This window comes from Actinacidiphila sp. bgisy145 (genome assembly GCF_057708125.1).
On record NZ_JBYIRL010000002.1, the window covers coordinates 223765 to 245621 of the forward strand.

Annotated in this window: 21 protein-coding genes; 10 read left to right on the forward strand and 11 right to left on the reverse strand. The window is 71.5% G+C overall.

Annotation, left to right across the window (positions count from 1 at the left end; translation table 11 throughout):
* Nucleotides 1–4: 4 nt before the first annotated feature.
* Complete coding sequence (locus AC3ERT_RS02730; protein ID WP_335971719.1) at nt 5–322, reverse strand: cupin domain-containing protein; 318 nt, start codon at nt 320–322, stop codon at nt 5–7.
* 79 nt (nt 323–401) lie between these two features.
* Between AC3ERT_RS02730 and AC3ERT_RS02735 the strand changes: the two genes are divergently transcribed.
* From AC3ERT_RS02735 to AC3ERT_RS02745, 3 genes are all read left to right on the forward strand, one after another.
* Nucleotides 402–782 (forward strand): phage holin family protein, encoded by a 381-nt coding sequence (locus AC3ERT_RS02735; RefSeq protein WP_335971722.1) that lies wholly within the window; start codon nt 402–404, stop codon nt 780–782.
* A 70-nt stretch (nt 783–852) separates the two neighbouring features.
* Entirely contained in the window at nt 853–2016 is a 1164-nt protein-coding gene (locus tag AC3ERT_RS02740) for a cystathionine gamma-lyase (RefSeq protein WP_435127458.1), read from the forward strand.
* A gap of 81 nt (nt 2017–2097) precedes the next feature.
* Entirely contained in the window at nt 2098–2604 is a 507-nt protein-coding gene (locus AC3ERT_RS02745; RefSeq protein WP_335971728.1) for an NUDIX domain-containing protein, read from the forward strand.
* Nucleotides 2605–2683: 79 nt separating this feature from the next.
* Here the strand turns inward: AC3ERT_RS02745 and AC3ERT_RS02750 are convergent, their stop codons facing one another.
* Entirely contained in the window at nt 2684–3319 is a 636-nt protein-coding gene (locus tag AC3ERT_RS02750) for an HAD family hydrolase (RefSeq protein ID WP_435172456.1), read from the reverse strand.
* 111 nt (nt 3320–3430) lie between these two features.
* The gene (locus AC3ERT_RS02755; protein ID WP_435172624.1) at nt 3431–4747 is read right to left on the reverse strand and encodes a serine hydrolase domain-containing protein; all 1317 of its coding nucleotides are present in this window, start codon (nt 4745–4747) and stop codon (nt 3431–3433) included.
* A gap of 358 nt (nt 4748–5105) precedes the next feature.
* Here AC3ERT_RS02755 and AC3ERT_RS02760 point away from each other — a divergent pair, with 358 nt between their 5' ends.
* Entirely contained in the window at nt 5106–8366 is a 3261-nt protein-coding gene (locus tag AC3ERT_RS02760) for a discoidin domain-containing protein (RefSeq protein ID WP_435172458.1), read from the forward strand.
* 88 nt (nt 8367–8454) lie between these two features.
* Here AC3ERT_RS02760 and AC3ERT_RS02765 read toward each other — a convergent pair whose 3' ends face one another.
* The 3 genes from AC3ERT_RS02765 to AC3ERT_RS02775 form a co-directional block, all read right to left on the reverse strand.
* On the reverse strand, nt 8455–9720 hold the full coding sequence (locus tag AC3ERT_RS02765; RefSeq protein ID WP_435172460.1) for a tyrosine-protein phosphatase: 1266 nt from the start codon (nt 9718–9720) through the stop codon (nt 8455–8457).
* Between the two features lie 210 nt (nt 9721–9930).
* On the reverse strand, nt 9931–10701 hold the full coding sequence (locus tag AC3ERT_RS02770) for a GntR family transcriptional regulator (protein WP_435172462.1): 771 nt from the start codon (nt 10699–10701) through the stop codon (nt 9931–9933).
* 64 nt (nt 10702–10765) lie between these two features.
* Nucleotides 10766–11356, reverse strand: a complete 591-nt coding sequence (locus AC3ERT_RS02775; protein ID WP_435172464.1) for a MarR family winged helix-turn-helix transcriptional regulator — start codon at nt 11354–11356, stop codon at nt 10766–10768.
* Nucleotides 11357–11452: 96 nt separating this feature from the next.
* On the opposite strand from AC3ERT_RS02775, the gene AC3ERT_RS02780 reads away from it, so the two are divergent.
* Entirely contained in the window at nt 11453–12169 is a 717-nt protein-coding gene (locus tag AC3ERT_RS02780) for an SDR family NAD(P)-dependent oxidoreductase (protein WP_435172466.1), read from the forward strand.
* Between the two features lie 102 nt (nt 12170–12271).
* The gene (locus AC3ERT_RS02785) at nt 12272–12835 is read left to right on the forward strand and encodes a dihydrofolate reductase family protein (RefSeq protein ID WP_435172468.1); all 564 of its coding nucleotides are present in this window, start codon (nt 12272–12274) and stop codon (nt 12833–12835) included.
* Between the two features lie 40 nt (nt 12836–12875).
* On the opposite strand, the gene dnaB is transcribed toward AC3ERT_RS02785, so the two are convergent.
* Nucleotides 12876–15245: a replicative DNA helicase gene (dnaB, locus tag AC3ERT_RS02790; RefSeq protein WP_435172469.1), complete on the reverse strand. Its 2370-nt coding sequence runs from the start codon at nt 15243–15245 to the stop codon at nt 12876–12878.
* A 515-nt stretch (nt 15246–15760) separates the two neighbouring features.
* Between dnaB and AC3ERT_RS02795 the strand changes: the two genes are divergently transcribed.
* Nucleotides 15761–17089 (forward strand): MATE family efflux transporter, encoded by a 1329-nt coding sequence (locus AC3ERT_RS02795; RefSeq protein ID WP_435172626.1) that lies wholly within the window; start codon nt 15761–15763, stop codon nt 17087–17089.
* Nucleotides 17090–17216: 127 nt separating this feature from the next.
* On the opposite strand, the gene rplI is transcribed toward AC3ERT_RS02795, so the two are convergent.
* The 4 genes from rplI to rpsF all read right to left on the reverse strand — a co-directional run bounded on the left by rplI (nt 17217) and on the right by rpsF (nt 18949).
* A complete protein-coding gene (gene rplI, locus AC3ERT_RS02800) occupies nt 17217–17666 on the reverse strand; it encodes a 50S ribosomal protein L9 (protein WP_335971751.1) in 450 nt (149 codons plus the stop codon).
* Between the two features lie 16 nt (nt 17667–17682).
* Complete coding sequence (rpsR, locus tag AC3ERT_RS02805) at nt 17683–17919, reverse strand: 30S ribosomal protein S18 (RefSeq protein ID WP_031512678.1); 237 nt, start codon at nt 17917–17919, stop codon at nt 17683–17685.
* A 44-nt stretch (nt 17920–17963) separates the two neighbouring features.
* A complete protein-coding gene (locus AC3ERT_RS02810; RefSeq protein ID WP_435172470.1) occupies nt 17964–18554 on the reverse strand; it encodes a single-stranded DNA-binding protein in 591 nt (196 codons plus the stop codon).
* Between the two features lie 104 nt (nt 18555–18658).
* The gene (gene rpsF, locus AC3ERT_RS02815) at nt 18659–18949 is read right to left on the reverse strand and encodes a 30S ribosomal protein S6 (protein WP_202234799.1); all 291 of its coding nucleotides are present in this window, start codon (nt 18947–18949) and stop codon (nt 18659–18661) included.
* Nucleotides 18950–19205: 256 nt separating this feature from the next.
* Here rpsF and AC3ERT_RS02820 point away from each other — a divergent pair, with 256 nt between their 5' ends.
* The 3 genes from AC3ERT_RS02820 (at nt 19206) to AC3ERT_RS02830 (ending at nt 21830) form a co-directional block, all read left to right on the forward strand.
* On the forward strand, nt 19206–19523 hold the full coding sequence (locus AC3ERT_RS02820) for a hypothetical protein (protein ID WP_335971762.1): 318 nt from the start codon (nt 19206–19208) through the stop codon (nt 19521–19523).
* A gap of 81 nt (nt 19524–19604) precedes the next feature.
* Complete coding sequence (locus tag AC3ERT_RS02825) at nt 19605–20726, forward strand: lipid II:glycine glycyltransferase FemX (protein WP_435172472.1); 1122 nt, start codon at nt 19605–19607, stop codon at nt 20724–20726.
* 63 nt (nt 20727–20789) lie between these two features.
* On the forward strand, nt 20790–21830 hold the full coding sequence (locus AC3ERT_RS02830; protein WP_335971767.1) for an alanine racemase: 1041 nt from the start codon (nt 20790–20792) through the stop codon (nt 21828–21830).
* Nucleotides 21831–21857: the final 27 nt, after the last annotated feature.

Genomic DNA, 21857 nt, shown 5'->3' on the forward strand with positions numbered 1-21857 from the left:
ACCCTTAGGGCTCCGGAGGCGAGAAGACCACCATGACCCTGAGGTCCTCGGTGATGTGGTGGAAGCGGTGCGGGGTCCGGGCCGGCACGTAGACGACGCTGCCGCGCGCGACCGCGGTGGTCTCCTCGCCCACGGTGATCGCGCCGCGGCCGCTGACCACGAGGTAGACCTCGTCCTGCTCGTGCGGCTGCTGCGGGTCGCTCTGGCCGGCGTCGAGCGCGTAGAGCCCGGCCGACATGGTGCGTTCCCGCAGGAAGCGCAGGTAGGCGCCCTGGTTCGCGGCACGCTCCGCGTCCAGGTCGTCGAGCCGGAACACCTTCATTTTTCGCTCCTCCGCTGCGGTACGGCCACGGTTCCGTCGCGTCTCTTGTCCTGATGATCAGACCTGCGACGATCTCACCATGAAGAATTTCCTCGTCAAGACCCTGGCGAATGCCGCGGCCCTGGGGGTTGCGGTCTGGCTGCTCAAGGACATCACGCTCACCGGCCACTCGGTGTGGCGCGAAGCACTGACGCTCATACTCGTCGCCCTCGTCTTCGGCGTGGTGAACTGGCTGGTGAAGCCGGTCGTCAAGGTGCTGTCGTTTCCGCTGTTCATCCTCACCCTGGGCCTGATCACCCTCGTGGTGAACGCGCTGATGCTGCTGTTGACCTCGTGGCTGGCCGGCCACCTCGGCCTGAAGTTCCATGTGCACGGTTTCTGGACCGCGGTGCTCGGCGGTCTGATCGTCAGCATCGTCGCCTGGGCGATGCACCTGGTCCTCCCGGACGAGGACGACTGAGCGCAGGGCGACCGAGCACGAGCACGCGGACGAACCCGCGGGGACGACGGACACGGAGGACGAGGGCCGGATGACGCAGGACAGCACGGCGCAGCAGGCGGCGGGGGACATCGGCGACAGCACCCGGAGTGTGCACGCCGGCCGCCCCGAGGCCAGGCCGTACGAACCGTCGCTGCCCGGTCCGGTGTTCGTCTCGCACTACCACCTGCCCGGTGAGCCCACCGGTCCGTACGCCTACGGCCGGGACGACAACCCCACCTGGGACCTGCTGGAGCAGGCGATCGCGGAGCTGGAGGCGCCCGGCGACCCGGACGCCACCACGCTCTCCTTCGCCTCCGGCATGGCGGCGATCTCGGCGGTGCTGCTGTCGCAGGTGCGCGCCGGGGACGCGGTCGTCCTCCCGTCGGACTGCTACCAGACGACGCGCGCCCTGGTCGAGCGCCTGGAGTCGTACGGCGTGCAGGTGCGGATGGCGCCGACCGCCGGTGACGCGCAGCTGCCGCTGCTGGACGGCGCCCGGCTGGTGTGGCTGGAGACCCCGTCCAACCCGGAGCTGGACGTGTGCGACGTCCGGCGGCTGGTCGGCGCCGCCCACGCGGCGGGCGTCCTGGTCGCCGTCGACAACACACTGGCCACGCCGCTGGGGCAGCGGCCGCTCGAACTGGGCGCGGACTTCTCCGTGTCCAGCGGCACCAAGGCGCTCAACGGCCACGGCGACCTGCTGATGGGATACGTCACCACGCGCAGCGCCGAACTGGCCGACTCCGTCCGCAAGTGGCGCAAGACCGTGGGCGCCATCCCGGGGCCGATGGAGGCATGGCTCGCGCACCGCTCCCTGGCCACGCTCGCCCTGCGGGTGGACCGCCAGGCGGCCAACGCGCTGGCGCTGGCCCGCGCCCTGCTGGAGCGGCCCGAGGTGTCGGGGGTACGGCACCCGGGGCTGCCCGGCGACCCCTCGCACGCGGTCGCGGTGACGCAGATGCGCCGCTTCGGCAGCGTGGTGTCCTTCACGCTGCCCGACCGGGAGCACGCGGAGCGCTTCCTCGGCGCGCTGCGGATGACCTCGGAGGCGACCAGCTTCGGCAGCGTGCAGTGCACCGCCGAGCGCCGGGCCCGCTGGGGCGGGGACGCGGTGGCCCCGGGCTTCGTCCGCTTCTCGGTGGGCGTCGAGGACCCGGACGACATCGTCGCGGACGTGCGCCGCGCCCTCGACGAGGCCGCGCGCGGCCGGTAGAGCCGCGGGGCCGACGTGCCGGCCGTGATTTCCCCGGCGGCGCCACGTTTGCCCGGCGCCCGGTCGCGGCAGATCTCAGGCATGCCTCCGGACACGCTCCCACTCCCCTCCACCCGGCCGGTGGTCAAACGCACGGCCCGCGCGATCATCCTCGACGGCGACCGGCTGGTGCTGATCAAGCGCACCAAGCCCGGCCTCGCCCCCTACTGGCTCACTCCCGGCGGCGGTGTCGAGGAGGACGACACCGGGGTGCTCGGCGCGCTGCACCGCGAGATCGACGAGGAACTCGGCGGGAAGATCACCGACCCGGTGCCCGCCTTCGTCGACACCGTCGAGCACATCGCGGCCAACGGCTCGCACGGCGTCAAGGTGCAGTACTTCTTCGTCTGCCGGCTGGAGTCGATGGACCTGGACCGGCGGCACGGCCCGGAGATCGACGAGCCGTGCGGCAGCTACGAGATCGTGCGGGTGCCGTTCACCCGGATGGGACTGGCCTCCGTGGAGATCGTGCCGCTGACCCTGCGGCACTACCTGGACGCGAACATCGAAGGGGTACTCGGGCTGCTCGGCCCCGACCTGGGCTGCTGAGCCGCCACGCCCGGGGCCCCGGTCCGTCGGCCCACCCCCGCAAGGCCCCTGCCCCCGGTCGTTCCGGCGAGGGCGGCGGTCAGGCCTCCGCCACCAGCGCGTACGCCTCGCGCAGGTCGGTGCCGGTGTACGCGTGCGTGGCCAGTCCGCTGACGTGATCATCCCCGTTGACGGCCACCGAGAGCGGGACCACGCCGAACAGCGCGGTGTCCGACAGCGAGTCGCCGTAGGCCACGCAGTCGTCGCGGCGGACACCGTAGCGGGCGCACAGCTCGTCGGCGATGGCCACCTTGGACTCGGGCATCAGGATGCCCGACAGGTCGAGGACGGCGTCCGGCGCGAAGGGGAAGGTCGGGAAGACCGAGGCCCGCGCCTCGTGGACGCCCCACGCCCGCAGCCGGGTCACGAAGAAGTCCGGCGAGAGCGACACCACCGCGCAGTGGTCGCCGCGGGCGGTGATGTCGGCCCAGACCTCGCGAATCCCCGTCAGCCACGGCGCACCCGCGAAGGCGGTCGCCACGTGACGTTCCGTGAGCACGGACCACATCCGGTAGGCCTGTCGCGCAAAGTGCGGCGAGTCGATCTCACCGCTGCCCAGCGCGCGGTCCAGCTCTCGGAACTCGGCCGTCATGCCGATCTGCCGGGCGATCTCCATGCCGGCGGAAGTGCCGGGCATCAGTGTGCCGTCCATGTCGAATATGTGCAGCCGAGCCATCCTGCCCCCTTGTCGTCCCGCCAGTGTTCCACGTGGAACACTCCGCGTGACCAGCCCCCGTCCTCTGCCGACCGTGTCAGTTGTCGGCGCCCGTCGCCGCCGTGTCCGCCGTCAGCTCCAGCCGGGGAAGCCGCCCGGTACCGGTGCCTGCCGGTCGTAGGGCTCCCGGGTGAACACGAACGACCCCACGTCGAGATGGCTGAGGGTGCCGTCGTCCCGCCGCACCGCCCGAAGCGTCTCGCCGGCGTAGTAGCCGTCCTGCCCGGTCCAGGTGCCGTCCGGTTCCACGTGGAACACCGTCCCGCGGCCCTGGCCGACCAGCGGCCGCAGTTCCACGTCGCCGGAGGCGTGGACGAGCAGCCCGTACCCGCGGGTGCCCCAGTACCAGGCGCCGGCCAGTTCGAGCAGCGCGGCGTCGAGGGAGTCGGCGGGCCGCCACGGCGCGGGGAAGGCGGGTTCGGCGTCCGCGGTGATCGTCAACAGGTCGGCCGCGAGGCCACTCACGGCGGGCCCCGACGTCGCGTTGGCCAGTGCGACCGCGCCGAGCCGTTCCTCCACGTCCACCCACACCGTCGCCAGGAAGCCCGGCATCGAGCCGGTGTGGCCGATCAGGGTACGGCCGTGGTGCCGCGTGATCTGAATGCCGAGGCCGTACCCGGCGCCGGGCTCACTCGCCTCGGCAGGCGCCGCCGGGACCCGCATCTCCGCCACGGTCGCCTCGGCCAGGACCCCGTCCCGACCACCGGCCAGGAACGCCGCCCACCGGGCGAGGTCGTCGACCGTCGACCACAACTCCCCGGCCGGCGCCATCAGTCCGGTCTGCTGCACCGCCTCGGGCACCATCACATCGGCCCACGGGTGCACGGCGAACCCGCCCGCCGCGGGCTGCTGCGGCAGCAGCCCGGTCCGGCCCATCCCCAGCGGGTCCAGCACTTCGCTCTGGAGGGCGTCTCCCCACGGCCGGTCCCGCAGTCGGGCCACCAACGCTCCGAGCAGCGCGAAACCGGGGTTGGAGTAGTGGTGCCGCCGCCCCGCCGGATGCTTGACGGGTGTCTCGCCGAGTACGTCCGCCAGCTCCGGCCGCAGGTCGCCCGGGGTGCGCTCCCACCACGGACCGGGTGTCTCGGAGGCGATACCCGAGGTGTGCGCGAGCAGTTGGCCGATCGTCGCCCCGCCCACCGCCGTGCCCGGCAGGTGCTTCTCCAGCGGGTCGGTGAGCGCCAACCTGCCCTCGTCGCGCAGCCGCATCACCAGCACCGCGACGAAGCTCTTGGTCAACGACCCGATCCGGTACTGCGTGTCGGTGTCCGGCGCGTGCCCCTCGACCATGCTGCACGCGCCGCTCCACACCAGCGCTCCGTCCCGCACCACCCCGCCGATCAGCGACGGCGTACGGCCCCTGGCCTGTTCCACCGCGACCCGGTGCATCAGCGCCCGCGTCGTGGTGGGCAGCAGCTCGCCCCCGTACGCCTGCGGAGAGTCGGTCGTCACCACGTGCCCCCTGCCCTTCTGCCGAGCTCCGCCCGGCACTACCGCTGATCGACATCCGCACCGACCGTACCCCCGGGAGGCGGACGGCAAGGGCGCCGGCGCCCACCCACCACGACCACCCCGTACGGACCGCCGGAATCCCTCCGGCCTTACGTGTCAGAACGGTTGACACCTCCCACGGCCCGGCGTGACCATCACGTCGGCCCGAGAGCGCTCTCACCGCGCCATGTCCGCGCTCCGCGCCACCTGTCGGTCCCCCAACGCGCGTGCCGTCACCCGACTTCCAGGAGTACACATGAGGGTCACCCCACGAGGGCTCTCCTATCCGGCCCGTAAACGTTTCCGACGCTCCCCGCGGAGTGTCGTCCTGCTCGTCCTGGCGCTCATCGCCTCGGCGTACCTCTCGCTGAACCCGGCCTCTTCCCAGGCCGCCGCACCCCAACTGCTCTCCCAGGGCAAGCCGGCCACGGCCTCCTCGGTCCAGGACGCCTTCACCGCCAATGCGGCGGTCGACGGCGACCCCGGCACCCGGTGGTCCAGCGCGGCCGCCGACCCCCAGTGGCTCCAGGTCGACCTGGGCGCCAGCCACTCCCTCACCCAGGTCGTGCTCAACTGGGAGACGGCGTACGGCACCTCGTACCAGATCCAGACCTCGCAGGACGGCACGGACTGGACCGACGTGTACTCCACCACCAGCGGCACCGGAGGCGTCCAGACCCTGGCCGTCAGCGGCACCGGCCGCTACGTGCGGATGTACGGCACCAAGCGCGCCACCCAGTACGGCTACTCCCTCTGGGAGTTCCAGGTCTACGGCTCCGGTGACGACACCCCGCCCACGTCCTGCGGCGACACGAACGCGGCCCTCGGCAAGCCGTCCAGTGCCTCGTCGACCGAGAACGCCGGCACCCCCGCGGCAGCCGCCTTCGACGGCAACGCGGGCACCCGGTGGTCCAGCGCGGCCGCCGATCCGCAGTGGGTCCAGGTCGACCTCGGCTCCTCGCAGAGCATCTGCGGCGCCCAACTGACCTGGGAGACCGCGTACGCGACGGCGTATCAGATCCAGCTCTCCGACGACGGTTCCACGTGGAACACGGTGTACTCCACCACGACCGGCGCCGGCGGCACCGAGAACCTCTCCTTCAGCGGCACCGGCCGCTATGTGCGCATGTACGGCACCCAGCGCGCCACCCAGTACGGCTACTCCCTCTGGGAGTTCACCGTCCTCACCCCGGGCGGTACCGGCACCCCGCCGACCGGCGGAGACGGCGACTGCCCGTGGGTCGGCTCGACGGCGCCGGTCGCGGACCGCGTGGCGCAGGTGATGGCGCAGATGACGAACGCCGAGAAGGTGTCGATCCTGCACGGCAACAACAACGCCTCGCCGTACATCGGCAACATCAGCGGCATCCCGTCGCTGTGCATCCCCGCGCTCGGGCTCCAGGACGGTCCGCACGGCGTGGGCGACGGGCTCGGCGGCGTGACGCAGATGCCGTCCGCGAACGCCTCGGCGGCCACCTGGGACACCGCGCTGGAGCAGCAGTACGGTGCCGCGATCGGCGCCGAGTTCGCGGGCAAGGGCGCGCAGGTGGCGCTCGGTCCGACGCTGAACATCGTCCGCGACCCGCGCTGGGGCCGCGCGTTCGAGACGTTCGGCGAGGACCCGTACCTCAACGGGCAGATGGCCGCCGCCGACATCAAGGGCATCCAGAGCCAGGGCGTGATGGCCGAGATGAAGCACGTGGCCGTCTACAACATCGAGAACCCGGCGGGCACGGTGATCGTCGACGACCGCACCCTCCAGGAGCTGTACCTGCCCGCTTTCCAGGCGGCGGTGGCGCAGGGCGCGCCCGCGGCGGCCATGTGCGCGTACAGCGTGGTCAACAACGTGCCGGCCTGCCAGAACCCGGCGCTGCTGAACGTCGGCCTGTACCAGCAGGCGAACTTCGGCGGCTTCGTCACCAGCGACTGGGGCGGCACGCACTCGACGCAGGAGTCGGCGAACGCGGGGCTGACGGTGGAGATGCCCAACGGCTACTTCTACGCCGACTTCCTCGCGCAGGCGGTGGCCGACGGCACCGTCAGCCAGGCGACGCTCGACACGATGACCAGCCGGCTGCTCACGCAGTACTTCGCGTTCGGGCTGTTCGACAAGGCGCCCAGCGGCTCGACCGGCGCCACCGTCACCAGCGCCGCCCACCAGCAGGTCGCGCTCCAGGGGGCCGAGGAGGGCGCGGTGCTGCTGAAGAACAACGGCATCCTCCCGCTGTCCACCGCCACCACCAAGTCGATCGCCGTGATCGGCTGGGACGGCGGCGCCGGAGTGCAGAGCATCGGCGGCGGCAGCGCCACCACCACCAGTTCCGGCACGGTCTGGCCGATCACCGGCATGCAGGACCGGGTGGCGGGCACCGACACGACGGTGCAGTACGACAACGGGACCGATCTCGACTCGGCGGTCGCGCTGGCCCGTGGCTCGGACGTGGCGATCGTCTACGCGTCGGACAACTACGGGAACGAGGAGCACGACACCACCACGCTGGACCTGCCCAACAACGGCGGCAGCTCGGTCAGCGACAACGACATGATCGCCGAGGTGGCCGCGGCCAACCCGCACACGATCGTGGTGCTCAACGACAACTCGGCGGTCACCATGCCGTGGCTCGACCAAGTCGCGGCCGTCTTCGAGGGCTTCTATCCGGGGCAGGAGATCGGCACGGCGATGGCCGCGCTGATCTTCGGTGACGTCGACCCGTCCGGCAAGCTGCCGGTCACCTTCCCGAAGTCGCTGGCCGACGTGCCCGCGCACACGGCGGCGCAGTGGCCGGGCACCAACGGGCAGGTCCAGTACAGCGAGGGTCTGGACGTCGGGTACCGGTGGTACGACGCGAAGAACATCACCCCGCTCTTCCCGTTCGGCTTCGGCCTGTCGTACACCACCTTCGGGTTCAGCGGCCTCCAGGTGGGGGCGCTGAGCGGTGGGACGGCGACCGTGCACGCCACGGTCACCAACACCGGGTCGCGCGCCGGCACGGAGGTCGCGCAGCTCTACGTCGGGGACCCGGCGTCCACCGGTGAGCCCGTGCACCAGTTGCGCGGGTACCAGCGGGTCACCCTCGACCCGGGCCAGTCCAAGACGGTGGCCTTCACCGTCAGCGCGCACGACCTCGCCTACTGGAACACCTCGGCCGGCAACTGGACCACCGCGGCGGGCTCCTACCAGATCCTGGTGGGCGACTCCTCGCGGAACCTGCCGCTGACCGGCACGCTCGACGTACCGGCCACCGTCACCCCGGCGGCAGCCGCCTCCACACCCCTGTCCCTGCCCAACCCGTACGGCATGAGCAGCCCGGTGCACCAGCCGGTCGACTGGGCGTACGGCAAAAACACCGGCGGCACCACCTACTCCGCCACCGGCCTGCCCCCGGGCATCTCCCTCTCCACCGACGGCACCTTCAGCGGAGCCGCCACCCAGCCCGGCACCTTCACCGTCACCGTCACCGGCCGCACCCCGGCCGCCACCCCAGGCTCCGCCACCTTCATCTGGACCACCACCTAGCCCACCCCCTCCCGGCGCCCCCGCCCCCACCCGGCCGGGGGCGCCCCCACGCGATTCAGGACGCTCCCGGGGTGCGGTGGGATGTGGGTCAGGAGGTGAGCATGCGGGTGCGGAGGGCGGTGAGGTTCTTGCGGGTCAGGCCGAGGCCGCCGTGGGCGAGGGGGGTGGTGGCGTAGTTCTCGACGGTGCCGAAGTGGGCGGTGACGTAGTCGAGGCCGGCGTCGAGGTAGGAGGTCTCGACCTTCATGAAGGCGGTGTAGACGGCTTCCTCGTTCTGGGCGGCCGCGGTGGCGTCCGCGGAGGTGGCGCCCTTGGCGATGGCGGCCTGGTACGTCGCGTCGTAGATGCTCTTCAGCGCGCTCTGGGTGGCGGCGGAGCCGAAGGAGTAGGTGTTGCTGAGGAGGTAGTCCTCGGTGACGGTGGACTTCGAGACGCCGAGCAGCGACAGCAGCAGCGCGGAGGCCCAGCCGGTGCGGTCCTTGCCCGCGGAGCAGTGGTACAGGGTGGCGCCCTTGCTGCCGGCGATCTGGGTGAGCAGCTTGCCGAAGTCGGTGCGGGCGTTGAGCGACGAGGCCATGCTGACCTCGCCGTCCTGCATCATCTTCTCGGCCGCGGCCTCGGTGTCGATGCCGCTGGGCAGGCCGGTGCCCTGGGTGCCGCTGATGTTCAGCTCCTCCCACGCCGCACCGATCGGCACGACGTCCGCGGCGGCCGTGACCTCGTCGGGAGTGCGCAGGTCGGCGTCGAGGGTGATGCCGAAGGTGTTGACGACGACGGCGTCGGCCGGGGTCAGGGAGAGCGCGGCGGAGCGGTAGACGGCTCCCATCTTGACCCAGTGGCCGTCGGTGGTGCGGTAGCCGCCGGCGTCGCGCAGGTTCGGGTCGCTGGCGAGGTCCAGGTCGCGGATGGTGAGGGTCAGCGGGGCCCCGGTGGAGGGGACGAGCCGGACCCAGTTGCCGTGCGCGCCGGAGACGGTCAGGGTGGCGGTTCCGGCGCCGCTGCCGACCAGGGTGCGCTGCGCGTCGGCGGTCGCGCCCGCGTACACGGAGACGTGCGTGGCGCTGGAGGCCCACGACACCTTCAGGGTGCCGACGGTGCTTCCCGCGGTGACGGAAGCGGCGGTGAAGGGGACTGCCTTGGCGGCGGGCTTCCCGGTGTTGTTTCCGGCGCCCTTCCCGGAAGCATTCCCGGCTGCCTTCGCGGAAGCCTTCCCGGATGTCGGAGCCGGTGCGGCGGCGGCCGCGTCCGTCGCGGCGAACGTCCCCAGCAGGGTTCCGGCGGCCAGCAGGGAGGTGGCGGCCAGCGCGGCCCGCTTGGTGCGCGGGCTGTTGACGCGGTTGTGAGCCTCAGTCATGTGTTCGGGTCTTTCGGCTGGGGCTGCCGTCCCCTTGGGGAGGCGGCGACCTGGGCGGGCGCCCACGCCGAGCGTGAGCGGCACGGCCCGTGGGTTGCCGTGCCCCGCGATCCCAACTCATCTAGATGAGATCCCCGGGCGCACCGGATGACCCGGAGGCGACGCAGGTGTGAACGCTGGGGTGGCCCTGCGAGCCCGACCAGGGCCGATTCAGGCGCCGCCGCGCCCCTCCTGCGGGCGGTAGCGCATCACGTACTTCGACCGGGACCCGAGGGCGTAGCGCCGTACGTAGAAGACCGGCGTCCCGTCCGGGTCGACGCTGACCCCGTCGCGGACCATGACGGCCGTCCCCACCCGCACCTTGAGCTGCTCGGCGACGAACAGCCCCGCCGACGCCGCCGTGAAGCCCCGCCAGTCGTTGACCCAGGTCACGCCGTACTCGCGCGCCAGCACCACCGCCAGGTGAGGACCGTCCCCCCAGCGCTGCGGCAGCGTGCCGAAGCGCCGCCGGTCGAGCCAGTAGTCGCACGGCACCGCCTGCCCGGCCTGCGCCGTCGCCGGCCCCAGGCCGTGCACCTCCAGCAGGGTGCGCACCAGCAGCAGTTCGCCCGGGTCCACCCCCAGGTGCCCGGCCGCTTCCCTGTCGCTGCTGTCGCCGAAGGACAGGACGTGCTCGACGACCGACGGCGCGGGGTCCTCCCGCGTCGCCCACTGGCCGCCCGCGGTCTCCCACCGCTCGCTGCCCGGATCGATCGTCACCTCGACCGTGGTGGCGGGCTCGGACACGTAGGTGCCCTTGCCGTGCCGGATGGCCACCGCCCCGGCGCGCTCCAACTCGTCGAGCGCCTGCCGCACCGTCAACCGGTTGACGCCGAACTCCCGCACCAGCTCCGGCTCGGACGGCAGCTTCTCGCCCGGCCCCCACTCTCCCGCGTCGATCCGGCCCTGCAACGCCGTCGACAACTGCCGGTACACAGGCACGGACTGACGAGACACGGCGCGAGGCTAACACGCCCACCACGGCGGCGCCCCGGGCGCGGAGACCTCAGCCCATCCGTGCCCGTACATCCGTGAACAGCTTGTCCAGCAGCCCTACCAGCGTCTCCCGTTCGCTCGCGGACAGGCCCGTGACGAGTTCCGCCTCACGCCCGAGCACCGCGTCGACCGAGCGCTCGATCAGCGCGTGCCCTTCTTCGGTCAGTTCGACCAGCACCGTACGGCCGCCGGCCGGTGCGGCGCCGCGCCGTACCAGGCCGCCGTCCTCCGCACGGTTCACCCGCTGCGACACCGCACCGGCCGTGACCAGGGTGCGCCGGGCGATCTCGCGGGTGGAGAGGGTGTACGGCGGCCCCGCGCGGCGGAGCACGGAGAGCAGATCGAGGGTCGCCGCGTCGATTCCGGCGGCGCGCAGCACCCGGGCGCGGTCATCGGCGAAGAGCTTGGACAGCCGCCAGATCGGCGTGACCACCTCGATCGACGTGGTCGGGGTGCCGGGCCGCTCCCGCTGCCAGGCGGCGGCGATGGCGCCGGCGGGATACGGCGGCGCGGTGCCCGGAGGCGCGCCGGGAGGCGGGTCTGCTGAGACGTACACGTCGGCATGGACCTCCGCTGCCACGTCCACGTCCGGGTCGGCCATGGCCGGCTCCTCCCCTCTTGCCGCTGCGACATCCACTATGTTTAGCTCTAAACGTACCAGCTCGGAAGCCACACCTCTGCTGCGAGGAGCAGACTCTTGACCCGCACTGTGCTCGTCACCGGTGGAAGCAGCGGCATAGGCCGCGCCGTCGCCGCGCGCTTCGCCGCCGACCACTGCGAGGTCGTGCTGACCGGACGGCACACCGACAGCGTCGAGCGCACCGCCCGGGAACTGGGCGTGCGCGGCGTGGTCTGCGACGCGACCGACCCGGCGCGGACCGCGGCGCTCGCCGGGCAACTCGCCGCGGTGGACGTCCTGGTGAACGCGGCCGGCGGCCTCCCCGCGGCGGCCCCCGACGGCGCCCCGCCGCTGGAGTCCCTGCTCGCCGAGTGGAGTTCGAGCCTCAGCAGCAACCTGCTCAGCGCCGTGCTGACGACCGCCGCCGTACGCGACCGGCTCACCGACGGCGGCACCGTGATCAGCATCGGTTCGATCGGCGCCGAGCGGCGCGGCGGGTCGTACGGCGCGGCCAAGGCCGCCCTGGGCGCGTGGAGCACCTCACTGTCGGCGGAACTCGCACCGGTCGGCGTCACCAGCAACGTGATCTCCCCCGGTTACGTCACCGGCACGGACTTCTTCCGCGGTGGTATGACCGGCGCCCGGCACGCCGCACTGGTCCAGGAGACACACAACCTTCGGCCCGGCACTCCCGAGGACATCGCCGAGACCGCCTTCTTCCTCGCCTCCTCGGGCGCACGGCACATCACCGGCCAGACCCTGCACGTCAACGGCGGGGCCTTCACCACCCGTTGATCCGCTCCCGCGACCATTCCCGGGCGGCGCGGGTCGCGCCGATGAGTTTTCCGCGCCGAGCGGGTCCCATACACCGGGCACCCACGGACGGAAGGCTGGGGAATGCGGAAACTGGTCTACGGCATGAACCTGACCCTGGACGGCTACACCGCCGCGGCCGGTGACGACATCGGCTGGAGCGGGCCGAGCGACGAGCTGTTCCAGTGGTGGCTCGAGCACGAGCAAACGACCGGCCTGTCTCTGTACGGGCGCAAGATGTGGGAGGCGATGAGCTCCTACTGGCCGACCGGCGACCGGCAGCCCGGCGCCACCGCGGCGGAGATCGAGTTCGCGCGGAACTGGCGGGACACCCCGAAGGTGGTGTTCTCCTCGACGCTCGAGGAAGTCGACTGGAACACCCGCCTGGTCACCGGCGACGCGGTCGCCGAGATCTCCCGGCTCAAGGCCGACGACGGCGGCCCGATGCACATCGGCGGCGCGACGCTCGCCGCGGCGGCCATGCGCGCCGGGCTGATCGACGAGTACGTGATCGCCACCCACCCGGTCCTGGTGGGCGGCGGCACACCGTTCTTCACCGCGCTGGACGACTGGGTGGACCTGAACCTGCTGGAGACCCGGACGTTTCCCGGCGGCGTGGTGCTGACCAGGTACGAGACGAGGCGCTGAGCAGCTCACGGGGCCCGCAGCGGCCCTGCCGAGGAGGCCGTCAGGTGTGGGCCATGTCGACGAAGCGGGAGTAGTGGCCCTGGAAGGCGACGGTGATCGTGGCGGTGGGGCCGTTGCGGTGCTTGGCGACGATCAGGTCGGCCTCGCCGGCGCGGGGGGACTCCTTCTCGTAGGCGTCCTCGCGGTGCAGGAGGATCACCATGTCGGCGTCCTGCTCGATGGAGCCGGACTCGCGCAGGTCGGAGACCATCGGCTTCTTGTCGGTGCGCTGCTCGGGCCCGCGGTTGAGCTGGGAGAGGGCGATCACGGGGACCTCCAGCTCCTTGGCGAGGAGCTTGAGGTTACGGGACATGTCCGAGACCTCCTGCTGGCGGCTCTCGGGGCGCCGGGACCCGCCGGACTGCATCAGCTGGAGGTAGTCGATGACGACCAGCCGCAGGTCGTTGCGCTGCTTGAGCCGGCGGCACTTGGCGCGGATCTCCATCATCGACAGGTTCGGCGAGTCGTCGATGTACAGCGGCGCCTCGGTGACGTCCGACATCCGGCGCGCGACCTTCGTCCAGTCGTCGTCCGTCATGGTGCCGGAGCGCATGTGGTGCAGCGCGACCCGCGCCTCGGCGGACAGCAGCCGCATCGCGATCTCGTTGCGCCCCATCTCCAGGGAGAAGATCACACTGGGCATCTTGTTCGCGATGGAACAGGCCCGCGCGAAGTCCAGCGCCAGGGTGCTGTTGTGGGTGGGCACCATCGAACGCGTGGCCAGGTACATGTGGTCGGGGTTGTCCACCTGCACGCACCGCACCGGGACACTCGGTACCTCGCGCGCGCCGGTGATGACGCGCCGCGTCAGCCGCGCGGTGCCGGGGTCCCGCCGCTCCTCGTGCAGGCGCCGCTTGCGGTCGAGGGCGAAGACGTCGTCGCCGGTCGTGAAGTCGACGGTGTACGCCGTGGACGGCTCCTGCGAGCGGCCCTCGACCGGGCCGGTCGCCGTGTCGCAGGTGTATCCGAGACTCGTCAGCAGCTCGCGGAAGCCGTCGGCCAACGCACGGTCGTCGGCGGAGAACCGCACCGAACCGGTGCCGGTGACCGTCCCACCGGTGTCGAGGAGCCCGGCCAACAGCTCCCGCCGCTGCTCGACCGAACCCCGCAGGTACGCCTGCGGAATGTGCTTGTTCCCGTCCGCCGAGGTGGTCCGGGCGGAACCGCTGTGCCCGTCCGCCAGCCGCGCGCCCAGCGTGTACGGCGGGACGGGCAGGTCGGCCGGGGGAAGGTCGAGGGGCGCGGCGTTCCGCACGGTGTGGTTGAAGCCGTTGCCGTGCTCGGTGAGGCAGCGCAGTGTCTCGGCGATCTCCTTGGTCGTCCGGACCTCGGCACGGACACGTCGGCTGTCGTCCTGGGCGTGCGGCCGAGCCGAGTGGCGGGAGGCCGGTGTGTCCGTGAGCCACTGGTGGTCCGCGTCGGCGATGACGGTCGTACCGTCATCGAAGGTGACCTCGTAGCAGGGGCGTTCGGACATGACGTCGGTGGCGGCGACCACCAGGGTGGGTGTCCCGTCGGCAGCGAGCAGCTGGTCGCCGACCCGCACCTCGCCCATCGTCGTCCAACCGGTCGGCGTGGGAAGGGGCGTGTCCAGCGCCAGCGCCTTTCCCATGGCCGGGCGGGCGGCGATGACGATCATCTGGCCGGGATGGAGGCCGTTGGTGAGGGAGTCGAGGTCGGTGAAGCCGGTGGGGACACCGGACATCTGGCCGCTGCGGGAGCCGATCGCCTCGATCTCGTCGAGCGCGCCCTCCATGATGTCGCCGAGCGGCAGGTAGTCCTCCGAGGTGCGCTGCTCGGTGACGGCGTAGATCTCGGCCTGGGCGCTGTTGACGATCTCGTCGACGTCGCCGTCGGCGGCGTACCCCATCTGCGTGATGCGGGTGCCGGCCTCCACGAGGCGGCGCAGCACCGCGCGTTCGTGCACGATCTCGGCGTAGAACTCGGCGTTCGCCGCGGTGGGCACCGCGTTGACGAGGGTGTGCAGGTAGGGGGAGCCGCCGATGCGGGCGATCTCCCCGCGCTTGGTGAGTTCGGCGGCGGTGGTGATGGGGTCGGCGGGCTCGCCGCGCGCGTAGAGGTCGAGGATCGCGCTGTAGATCGTCTCGTGGGCGGGCCGGTAGAAGTCGGCGCCCTTGAGCACCTCGACGACGTCGGCGATCGCGTCCTTCGACAGCAGCATGCCGCCGAGCACGGACTGCTCGGCGTCCAGGTCCTGCGGGGGAACCCGCTCAAAGCCGCCGCCCTCGGCGAACCGGCCCTCGTCCGCGCCGCCGGCGCCGCCGCCGCGTTTGCGGAACTGGCTGACTGCGGGGCGCTCGTCCGGGGGGTGGTCCGCCCAGTGGTCGTCCGCGGGTTCGGGCTGGCTCATTCCCGCCACCTCCTCCCGTCCGGCCGGGTCGGCCGGACCCCGCGTGCGTGTCACTCTTTCACGGCGGCGCCCCGGTTTTCACGGCGGCACAGCCGACCAACGAGCCTCCCGGCGCACGCGCTTCGCGGAGTCGGGGACGGTCCACGCTAGGCCCACCGGCGGCCCACACCAAGCCGGTTATCCACAGGGGGTGTGGATGACGGGCGCATACCTGTGGAGAACTGGCCCCAACCTGTGCACGACCCTTGGGACAGTGCTGTGGACAACCTTGCGAATCCGCCACCATGACGGCTCTGACCTGCGACTTCTTCGTCCATAGCCTGTGCAGGAGAAAAACTTCGGCCCCCGGATCAAGATCATGACAAACAACGCGGAGGAGATCACTCTGCGCAGTCGCCCGTAATGATCAGATCGCGACTTCACCTCTTACTTGTGGACGGTTAGGATATCCCGCTGTGAGCCCCGAGCCCCCCACCGTCCACCCGCCGGCGCCGCGCGAACCCGCGCGGCCGCCGATGTCTGTGCGCCGCCGCCACGACCGGGAGATCGTCGCCCTCGCGCTGCCCGCCTTCGGCGCCCTGGTCGCCGAGCCGCTTTTCGTCATGGTGGACAGCGCGGTTGTCGGCCACCTGGGCACCGCGCAGCTCGCCGGACTCGGCGTCGCCGCCGCTCTGCTCACCACGGCGGTCAACGTCTTCGTCTTCCTCGCCTATGCCACCACCGCCGCCGTCGCCCGCCGCGTCGGTGCCGGCGACCTGCCCGCGGCCCTGCGGCAAGGCATGGACGGCATCTGGCTCGCCCTCCTGATCGGCGCCCTGGTCATCGCCGCGGTGCTGCCGACCGCCCCTGACCTGGCCGGGTTCTTCGGCGCCTCGCACACCGCCGCCCCGTACGCGGCCACCTACCTGCGGATCAGCTCGCTCGGCATCCCGGCGATGCTCGTCGTGCTCGCCGCGACCGGGGTGCTGCGCGGCCTCCAGGACACCCGCACCCCGCTCTACGTCGCGGTGGCCGGCTTCACCGCGAACGCCGGGCTCAACGCGGCGCTCGTCTACGGCGCCGGGCTCGGTATCGCGGGCTCCGCCTGGGGCACCGTCATCGCCCAGAACGGTATGGCCGCCGTCTACCTCGCCATGGTGGTCCGCGGCGCCCGCGCACAGGCCCCGGACGCCTGGCGGTCGATGCTGCGCCCGGACGCCGCCGGGATACGGGCCTGCGCCCGCGCCGGCGTACCGCTGCTGGTCCGGACGATCAGCCTGCGGGCGGTCCTGATGATCGCCACGGCGGTCGCCGCGCGGCTCGGCGACACCGAGATCGCCGCCCACCAGATCACCCTCACCGTCTGGTCGCTGCTCGCCTTCGCGCTGGACGCCATCGCGATCGCCGGGCAGGCGATCATCGGCCGCTACCTGGGCGCCGGGGACGCCGAAGGGGCGCGGGCGGCCTGCCGCCGGATGATCCAGTGGGGAGCGATGTGCGGCGCCGTGCTCGGGCTGCTGGTGGTGCTGGCCCGGCCGCTGGTCGGACCGCTCTTCAGCTCCGACCCGGACGTACGCCGCGCGCTCGCGTCGGCGCTGCTCGTGGTGGCGCTGACGCAGCCGGTGTGCGGGGTGGTGTTCGTGCTGGACGGGGTGCTGATGGGCGCGGGCGACGGGCCGTACCTGGCCGGGTCGATGCTGGTCACGCTCGCGGTCTTCGCACCGGTCGCGTTCGCGGTACCGGCGGCGGGCGGCGGTCTGACCGCGCTGTGGTGGGCGATGGGCCTGATGATGCTCACCCGTTTCGCCGCCCTGTGGCTGCGGTCCCGGTCCGGCCGCTGGGTGGTGACGGGGGCCAGCCGCTGACCCCGGGCACGCGAAGGGCCGGCTCCCACCGGGAGCCGGCCCTCACTGGTCTCGCACGGCCGGCACGCTCCTCGTGTTTCACGTGGAACATGCCGGCCAGGCCGGTCGAAACCGGCCCGATACCGCGTTACGCGGCCACGACCTCCAGGTCGAGGACAGCCTCGACCTCGGGGTGCAGTCGCACCGAGATCTTGTGCGCGCCGAGCGTCTTGATGGGCGAGCCCACCTCGACCCGGCGCTTGTCGACCTGCGGGCCACCCGCGTTCTTGATCGCCGCGGCGATGTCGGCCGGGGTGATGGAACCGAAGAGGCGACCGGTGTCACCGGCGCGGGTGCTGAGCGTCACGCGGACGCCCTGCAGCTGGGCCTTGACGGCGTTCGCGTCCTCCAGCGAGTGGATCTCGCGGATGCGCCGCGCACGGCGGATCTGCTCGACGTCCTTCTCGCCACCCTTGGTCCACGCGATGGCGAAGCCACGCGGGATCAGGTAGTTGCGGGCGTAGCCCGGCTTGACGTCCACGATGTCGCCGGCGGCACCGAGGCCGCTGACCTCGTTGGTGAGGATGATCTTCGACATGCTGGTCACCCTCTCCTTATCGCGCCGTCGAGGTGTACGGCAGCAGCGCCATCTCGCGGCTGTTCTTCACCGCGGTGGCGACGTCACGCTGGTGCTGCGTGCAGTTGCCGGTCACGCGGCGGGCACGGATCTTGCCGCGGTCGGAAATGAACTTCCGCAGCATGTTCGTGTCCTTGTAGTCCACGTACACGGTCTTGTCCTTGCAGAACGCGCAGACCTTCTTCTTCGGCTTGCGCGGGGGCGGCTTCGCCATGGTGTCTCTCCTGTGAGCTCAAGAAGTGTGTGAGGGTCCGCCCTCTAGAAGGGCGGCTCGTCCGAGTAGCCGCCGCCGGAGGAGGAACCGGAGCCGCCGCCCCAGCTGCCTCCGCCGCCACCCTGGCCGCCGGCCGGTGCGCTGGTGGCCCAGGGGTCGTCGGCGGGAGCCCCGCCGCCCTGCTGGCCGCCCCAGCCGCCTCCGCCGCCGGCCTGGCCACCGCCACCACCGCCGCCGTAGCCGCCCTGCTGGCCGCCGCGCCCGCCGCCGCCACTGGTCTTGGTGACCTTGGCGGTGGCGCTGCGCAGGCTGGCGCCGACCTCGTCGACGTCCAGTTCGTAGACCGTCCGCTTGACGCCTTCACGGTCCTCGTACGACCGCTGCTTCAGCCGGCCCTGCACGATGACGCGCATACCGCGCTGGAGCGACTCGGCGACGTTCTCCGCCGCCTGGCGCCAGACCGAGCAGGTGAGGAAGAGGCTCTCGCCGTCCTTCCACTCGTTGGTCTGCCGGTCGAAGGTGCGGGGGGTGGACGCGACGCGGAACTTCGCGACCGCCGCACCGGAGGGGGTGAAGCGCAGCTCGGGGTCGTCGACGAGATTGCCGACGACCGTGATGACGGTCTCGCCTGCCATTGGGATGACCTCTCGACTGCTTGGGGGGCGGTGCGGTGGTGGTGACTGCTACTCGGTGGTCCGGTCCGGGCGTGCCCGGTACTCGGTGGTCCGGGAGATCCGGATCAGTGGAGTTCCGGACGCAGGACCTTGGTCCGCAGCACCGACTCGTTCAGGTTGAGCTGGCGGTCCAGCTCCTTGACGACCTCGGGCGTGGCCTTGAGGTCGACGACCGAGTAGATGCCCTCGGGCTTCTTGTTGATCTCGTAGGCGAGACGACGACGGCCCCAGGTGTCGACCTTCTCCACGCTGCCGCCGCCACTGCGGACGACGGCGAGGAAGGACTCGATCAGCGGGGAGACAGCGCGCTCCTCAAGATCGGGGTCGAGAATGAGCATGAGCTCGTAGTGACGCATAGGGGAACCCACCTCCTTTGGACTCAGCGGCCACGGCGTTTCCGTGGCAGGAGGGTTTGGCTTGCGTCGCAACGGTAGCGCGGGCCACCGACAGCGCTTCCGCGCCACCGCACCCCGGCGAAAGTACCGGTGCAGACCGCCCAGCGTACCCGGGTCGGTCCCCCGGGTTGAAATCCGCCCGGTTATGCCCCCAATCTGTATACATCGGGTGTGGCCGGCGCTACCTTGCGCCACCTCTCCATCACGGAGGTGCCCCATGGCACAGCAGCACACAGCCCAGACGTCCGAGCCCCGGACCCGCCACCGCCTCACCTTCAACACCGACGGCAGGCGCCACCCGCTGGAGAACTCGCTCCTGACGGTCACCGTCGTCCTCGGCGTCGTCGCGGTCGTCACGGCCGGGTTCCGCAGCATGCACCTGGTCAGCTCGGTGACCGGGCTGGCCGGCATCCTCACCGGCGCCTGGGGGCAGTACATCTCGGTCACCACCGCCGAGCGGTTCGCCCTGATCATCGGCCTGGGGATGTCCGCCCTCGGCTTCTACCTGGGCGTCGCGCACGGCGGCTTCTCCTAGAGCAGTAGCGGGGGCGCTCCCCTCCCGCAGTAGGCTTCGGGCCAGCAAAAGCCCGCAGTCGGAGCATGGGGAGCGCCCCGTATGAGCCTGTCCCTGAGGACCATCAGTCGCGAGCAGCACCTGGCGTACATCCAGAGCCTGCCCTCGGCGAGCCACTGCCAGGTCCCGGCATGGGCCGATGTGAAGAACGAGTGGCGTTCGGAGAACCTCGGCTGGTTCGATGACGCGTCCGGGCAGTTGGTCGGTGTCGGCCTGGTGCTCTACCGCCAACTCCCGAAGGTGAAGCGGTACCTGGCGTACCTGCCCGAGGGCCCGGTGATCAACTGGTACGCGCCGAACCTCGACGAGTGGCTGCAGCCGATGCTCAAGCACCTCAAGCAGCAGGGTGCGTTCACCGTGAAGATGGGCCCGCCGGTGATCATCCGCCGCTGGGACGCCGGCGCGGTCAAGTCCGGCATCGCCGACCCGAACGTCCTGCGGCTGCGCGACGTCGAGGCCACCTACGTGGAGCCGCGCGCCTTCGAGGTCGCCGACCGGCTGCGCCGGATGGGCTGGCAGCAGGGTGAGGACGGCGGCGCCGGCTTCGGTGACGTCCAGCCGCGCTACGTCTACCAGGTGCCGCTGGAGAACCGCTCGCTGGACGACATCCTCAAGGGCTTCAACCAGCTGTGGCGCCGCAACATCAAGAAGGCCGAGAAGGCCGGCGTCCAGGTGGTCCAGGGCGGCTACGACGACCTGCCGGTGTGGCAGAGCCTCTACGAGATCACCGCCACCCGCGACCACTTCCGGCCGCGCCCGCTGTCGTACTTCCAGCGGATGTGGAACACGCTGAACGGCGAGGACCCCAACCGGATGCGGCTGTACCTGGCCGTGCACGAGGGCGAGGCGGTCGCCGCGGCCACCATGCTGACCGTGGGGCAGCACGTGTGGTACTCCTACGGAGCGTCGGCCAACCACAAGCGCGAGGTCCGCCCGTCCAACGCCATGCAGTGGCGCATGCTGCGCGACGCGTACGCGATGGGCGCCAGCGTCTACGACCTGCGCGGCATCAGCGACTCGCTGGACGACAAGGACCATCTCTTCGGCCTGATCCAGTTCAAGGTGGGCACCGGCGGCCAGGCTGCCGAATACTTGGGCGAGTGGGACTTCCCGCTCAACAAGCTGCTCCACAAGGCACTCGACATCTACATGTCGCGCCGCTGACCGGCCGACTCTCCGTCCGGACCGGTTCCGGGCGGAGCACCGAAGAAAGGTCCTGACCAGGCTATGGCGCTCACCCTCTACGTCGACACCACACGCTGGCGTGCGCACCAGCGGTCCGTGGTCGACCAGTTCCCGGGCATCGTGCCCGTCTGCAAGGGGAACGGCTACGGCTTCGGCCACGAACGGCTCGCCGACGAGGCGACCCGGCTGCGCTCCGACATGCTCGCGGTCGGCACCACGTACGAAGCCGCCCGGATCAAGGACTACTTCGGCGGCGACCTGCTGGTGCTCACCCCGTACCGGCTCGGCGAGGAGCCGGTGCCGCTGCCGGACCGGGCGATCCGGTCGGTCTCCTCGGTGGAGGGCGTGCGCGGCCTGGTCGGCGCGCGCGTGGTGATCGAGGTGATGAGCTCGATGCGGCGGCACGGCGTCTCCGAGGACGACCTGGTCAAGCTGCACACCGCGATCGACGACGTGCGCCTGGAGGGCTTCGCCATCCACCTGCCGCTGGACCGTACCGACGGGACCGACGCGGTGGAGGAGGTCTTCGGCTGGATGGAGCGGCTGCGGGCGGCCCGGCTGCCGCTGCACACGATGTTCGTCAGCCACCTCACCGCGTCCGAACTGGCCGCGCTCCAGCAGCAGTTCCCGCAGACCCGGTTCCGGGCGCGGATCGGCACGCTGATGTGGCTGGGCGACCACGACGCCACGGAGTACCGCGGCGCGGTCCTGGACGTCACCCGGATCGCCAAGGGCGAGCGCTACGGCTACCGGCAGGAGAGGGCGGCCGCCGACGGGCATCTGGTGGTGGTCGCGGGCGGCACCTCGCACGGGGTGGGCCTGGAGGCGCCGAAGGCGGTGCACGGGCTGATGCCGCGCGCCAAGGGCGTGGCCCGGGCCGGGCTGGCCACGGTCAACCGCAACCTGTCGCCGTTCGTGTGGGCGGGCAAGCAGCGGTGGTTCGCCGAGCCGCCCCACATGCAGGTGTCGATCCTGTTCCTGCCCAGCGACGTGGCGCCGCCCGCGGTCGGTGACGAGCTGGTGGCGCACCTGCGGCACACCACCACCCAGTTCGACCGCATCGTGGACCGCCAGTCCGCCTGACGCGTCGCCGGCCCCAGCGGCTCATCG

Coding starts and splice junctions, on each gene's coding strand:
- AC3ERT_RS02825 (WP_435172472.1), top strand. CDS start 19,605: ATGAGCCTGTCCCTGAGGACCATCAGTCGCGAGCAGCACCTGGCGTAC.
- AC3ERT_RS02765 (WP_435172460.1), bottom strand. CDS start 9,720: ATGACTGAGGCTCACAACCGCGTCAACAGCCCGCGCACCAAGCGGGCC.
- dnaB (WP_435172469.1), bottom strand. CDS start 15,245: ATGAGCCAGCCCGAACCCGCGGACGACCACTGGGCGGACCACCCCCCG.
- AC3ERT_RS02755 (WP_435172624.1), bottom strand. CDS start 4,747: ATGCACCGGGTCGCGGTGGAACAGGCCAGGGGCCGTACGCCGTCGCTG.
- AC3ERT_RS02810 (WP_435172470.1), bottom strand. CDS start 18,554: ATGGCAGGCGAGACCGTCATCACGGTCGTCGGCAATCTCGTCGACGAC.
- AC3ERT_RS02820 (WP_335971762.1), top strand. CDS start 19,206: ATGGCACAGCAGCACACAGCCCAGACGTCCGAGCCCCGGACCCGCCAC.
- AC3ERT_RS02740 (WP_435127458.1), top strand. CDS start 853: ATGACGCAGGACAGCACGGCGCAGCAGGCGGCGGGGGACATCGGCGAC.
- AC3ERT_RS02750 (WP_435172456.1), bottom strand. CDS start 3,319: ATGGCTCGGCTGCACATATTCGACATGGACGGCACACTGATGCCCGGC.
- AC3ERT_RS02795 (WP_435172626.1), top strand. CDS start 15,761: ATGTCTGTGCGCCGCCGCCACGACCGGGAGATCGTCGCCCTCGCGCTG.
- rpsF (WP_202234799.1), bottom strand. CDS start 18,949: ATGCGTCACTACGAGCTCATGCTCATTCTCGACCCCGATCTTGAGGAG.
- AC3ERT_RS02775 (WP_435172464.1), bottom strand. CDS start 11,356: ATGGCCGACCCGGACGTGGACGTGGCAGCGGAGGTCCATGCCGACGTG.
- AC3ERT_RS02785 (WP_435172468.1), top strand. CDS start 12,272: ATGCGGAAACTGGTCTACGGCATGAACCTGACCCTGGACGGCTACACC.
- rpsR (WP_031512678.1), bottom strand. CDS start 17,919: ATGGCGAAGCCGCCCCCGCGCAAGCCGAAGAAGAAGGTCTGCGCGTTC.
- AC3ERT_RS02760 (WP_435172458.1), top strand. CDS start 5,106: ATGAGGGTCACCCCACGAGGGCTCTCCTATCCGGCCCGTAAACGTTTC.
- AC3ERT_RS02745 (WP_335971728.1), top strand. CDS start 2,098: ATGCCTCCGGACACGCTCCCACTCCCCTCCACCCGGCCGGTGGTCAAA.
- AC3ERT_RS02830 (WP_335971767.1), top strand. CDS start 20,790: ATGGCGCTCACCCTCTACGTCGACACCACACGCTGGCGTGCGCACCAG.
- rplI (WP_335971751.1), bottom strand. CDS start 17,666: ATGTCGAAGATCATCCTCACCAACGAGGTCAGCGGCCTCGGTGCCGCC.
- AC3ERT_RS02730 (WP_335971719.1), bottom strand. CDS start 322: ATGAAGGTGTTCCGGCTCGACGACCTGGACGCGGAGCGTGCCGCGAAC.
- AC3ERT_RS02735 (WP_335971722.1), top strand. CDS start 402: ATGAAGAATTTCCTCGTCAAGACCCTGGCGAATGCCGCGGCCCTGGGG.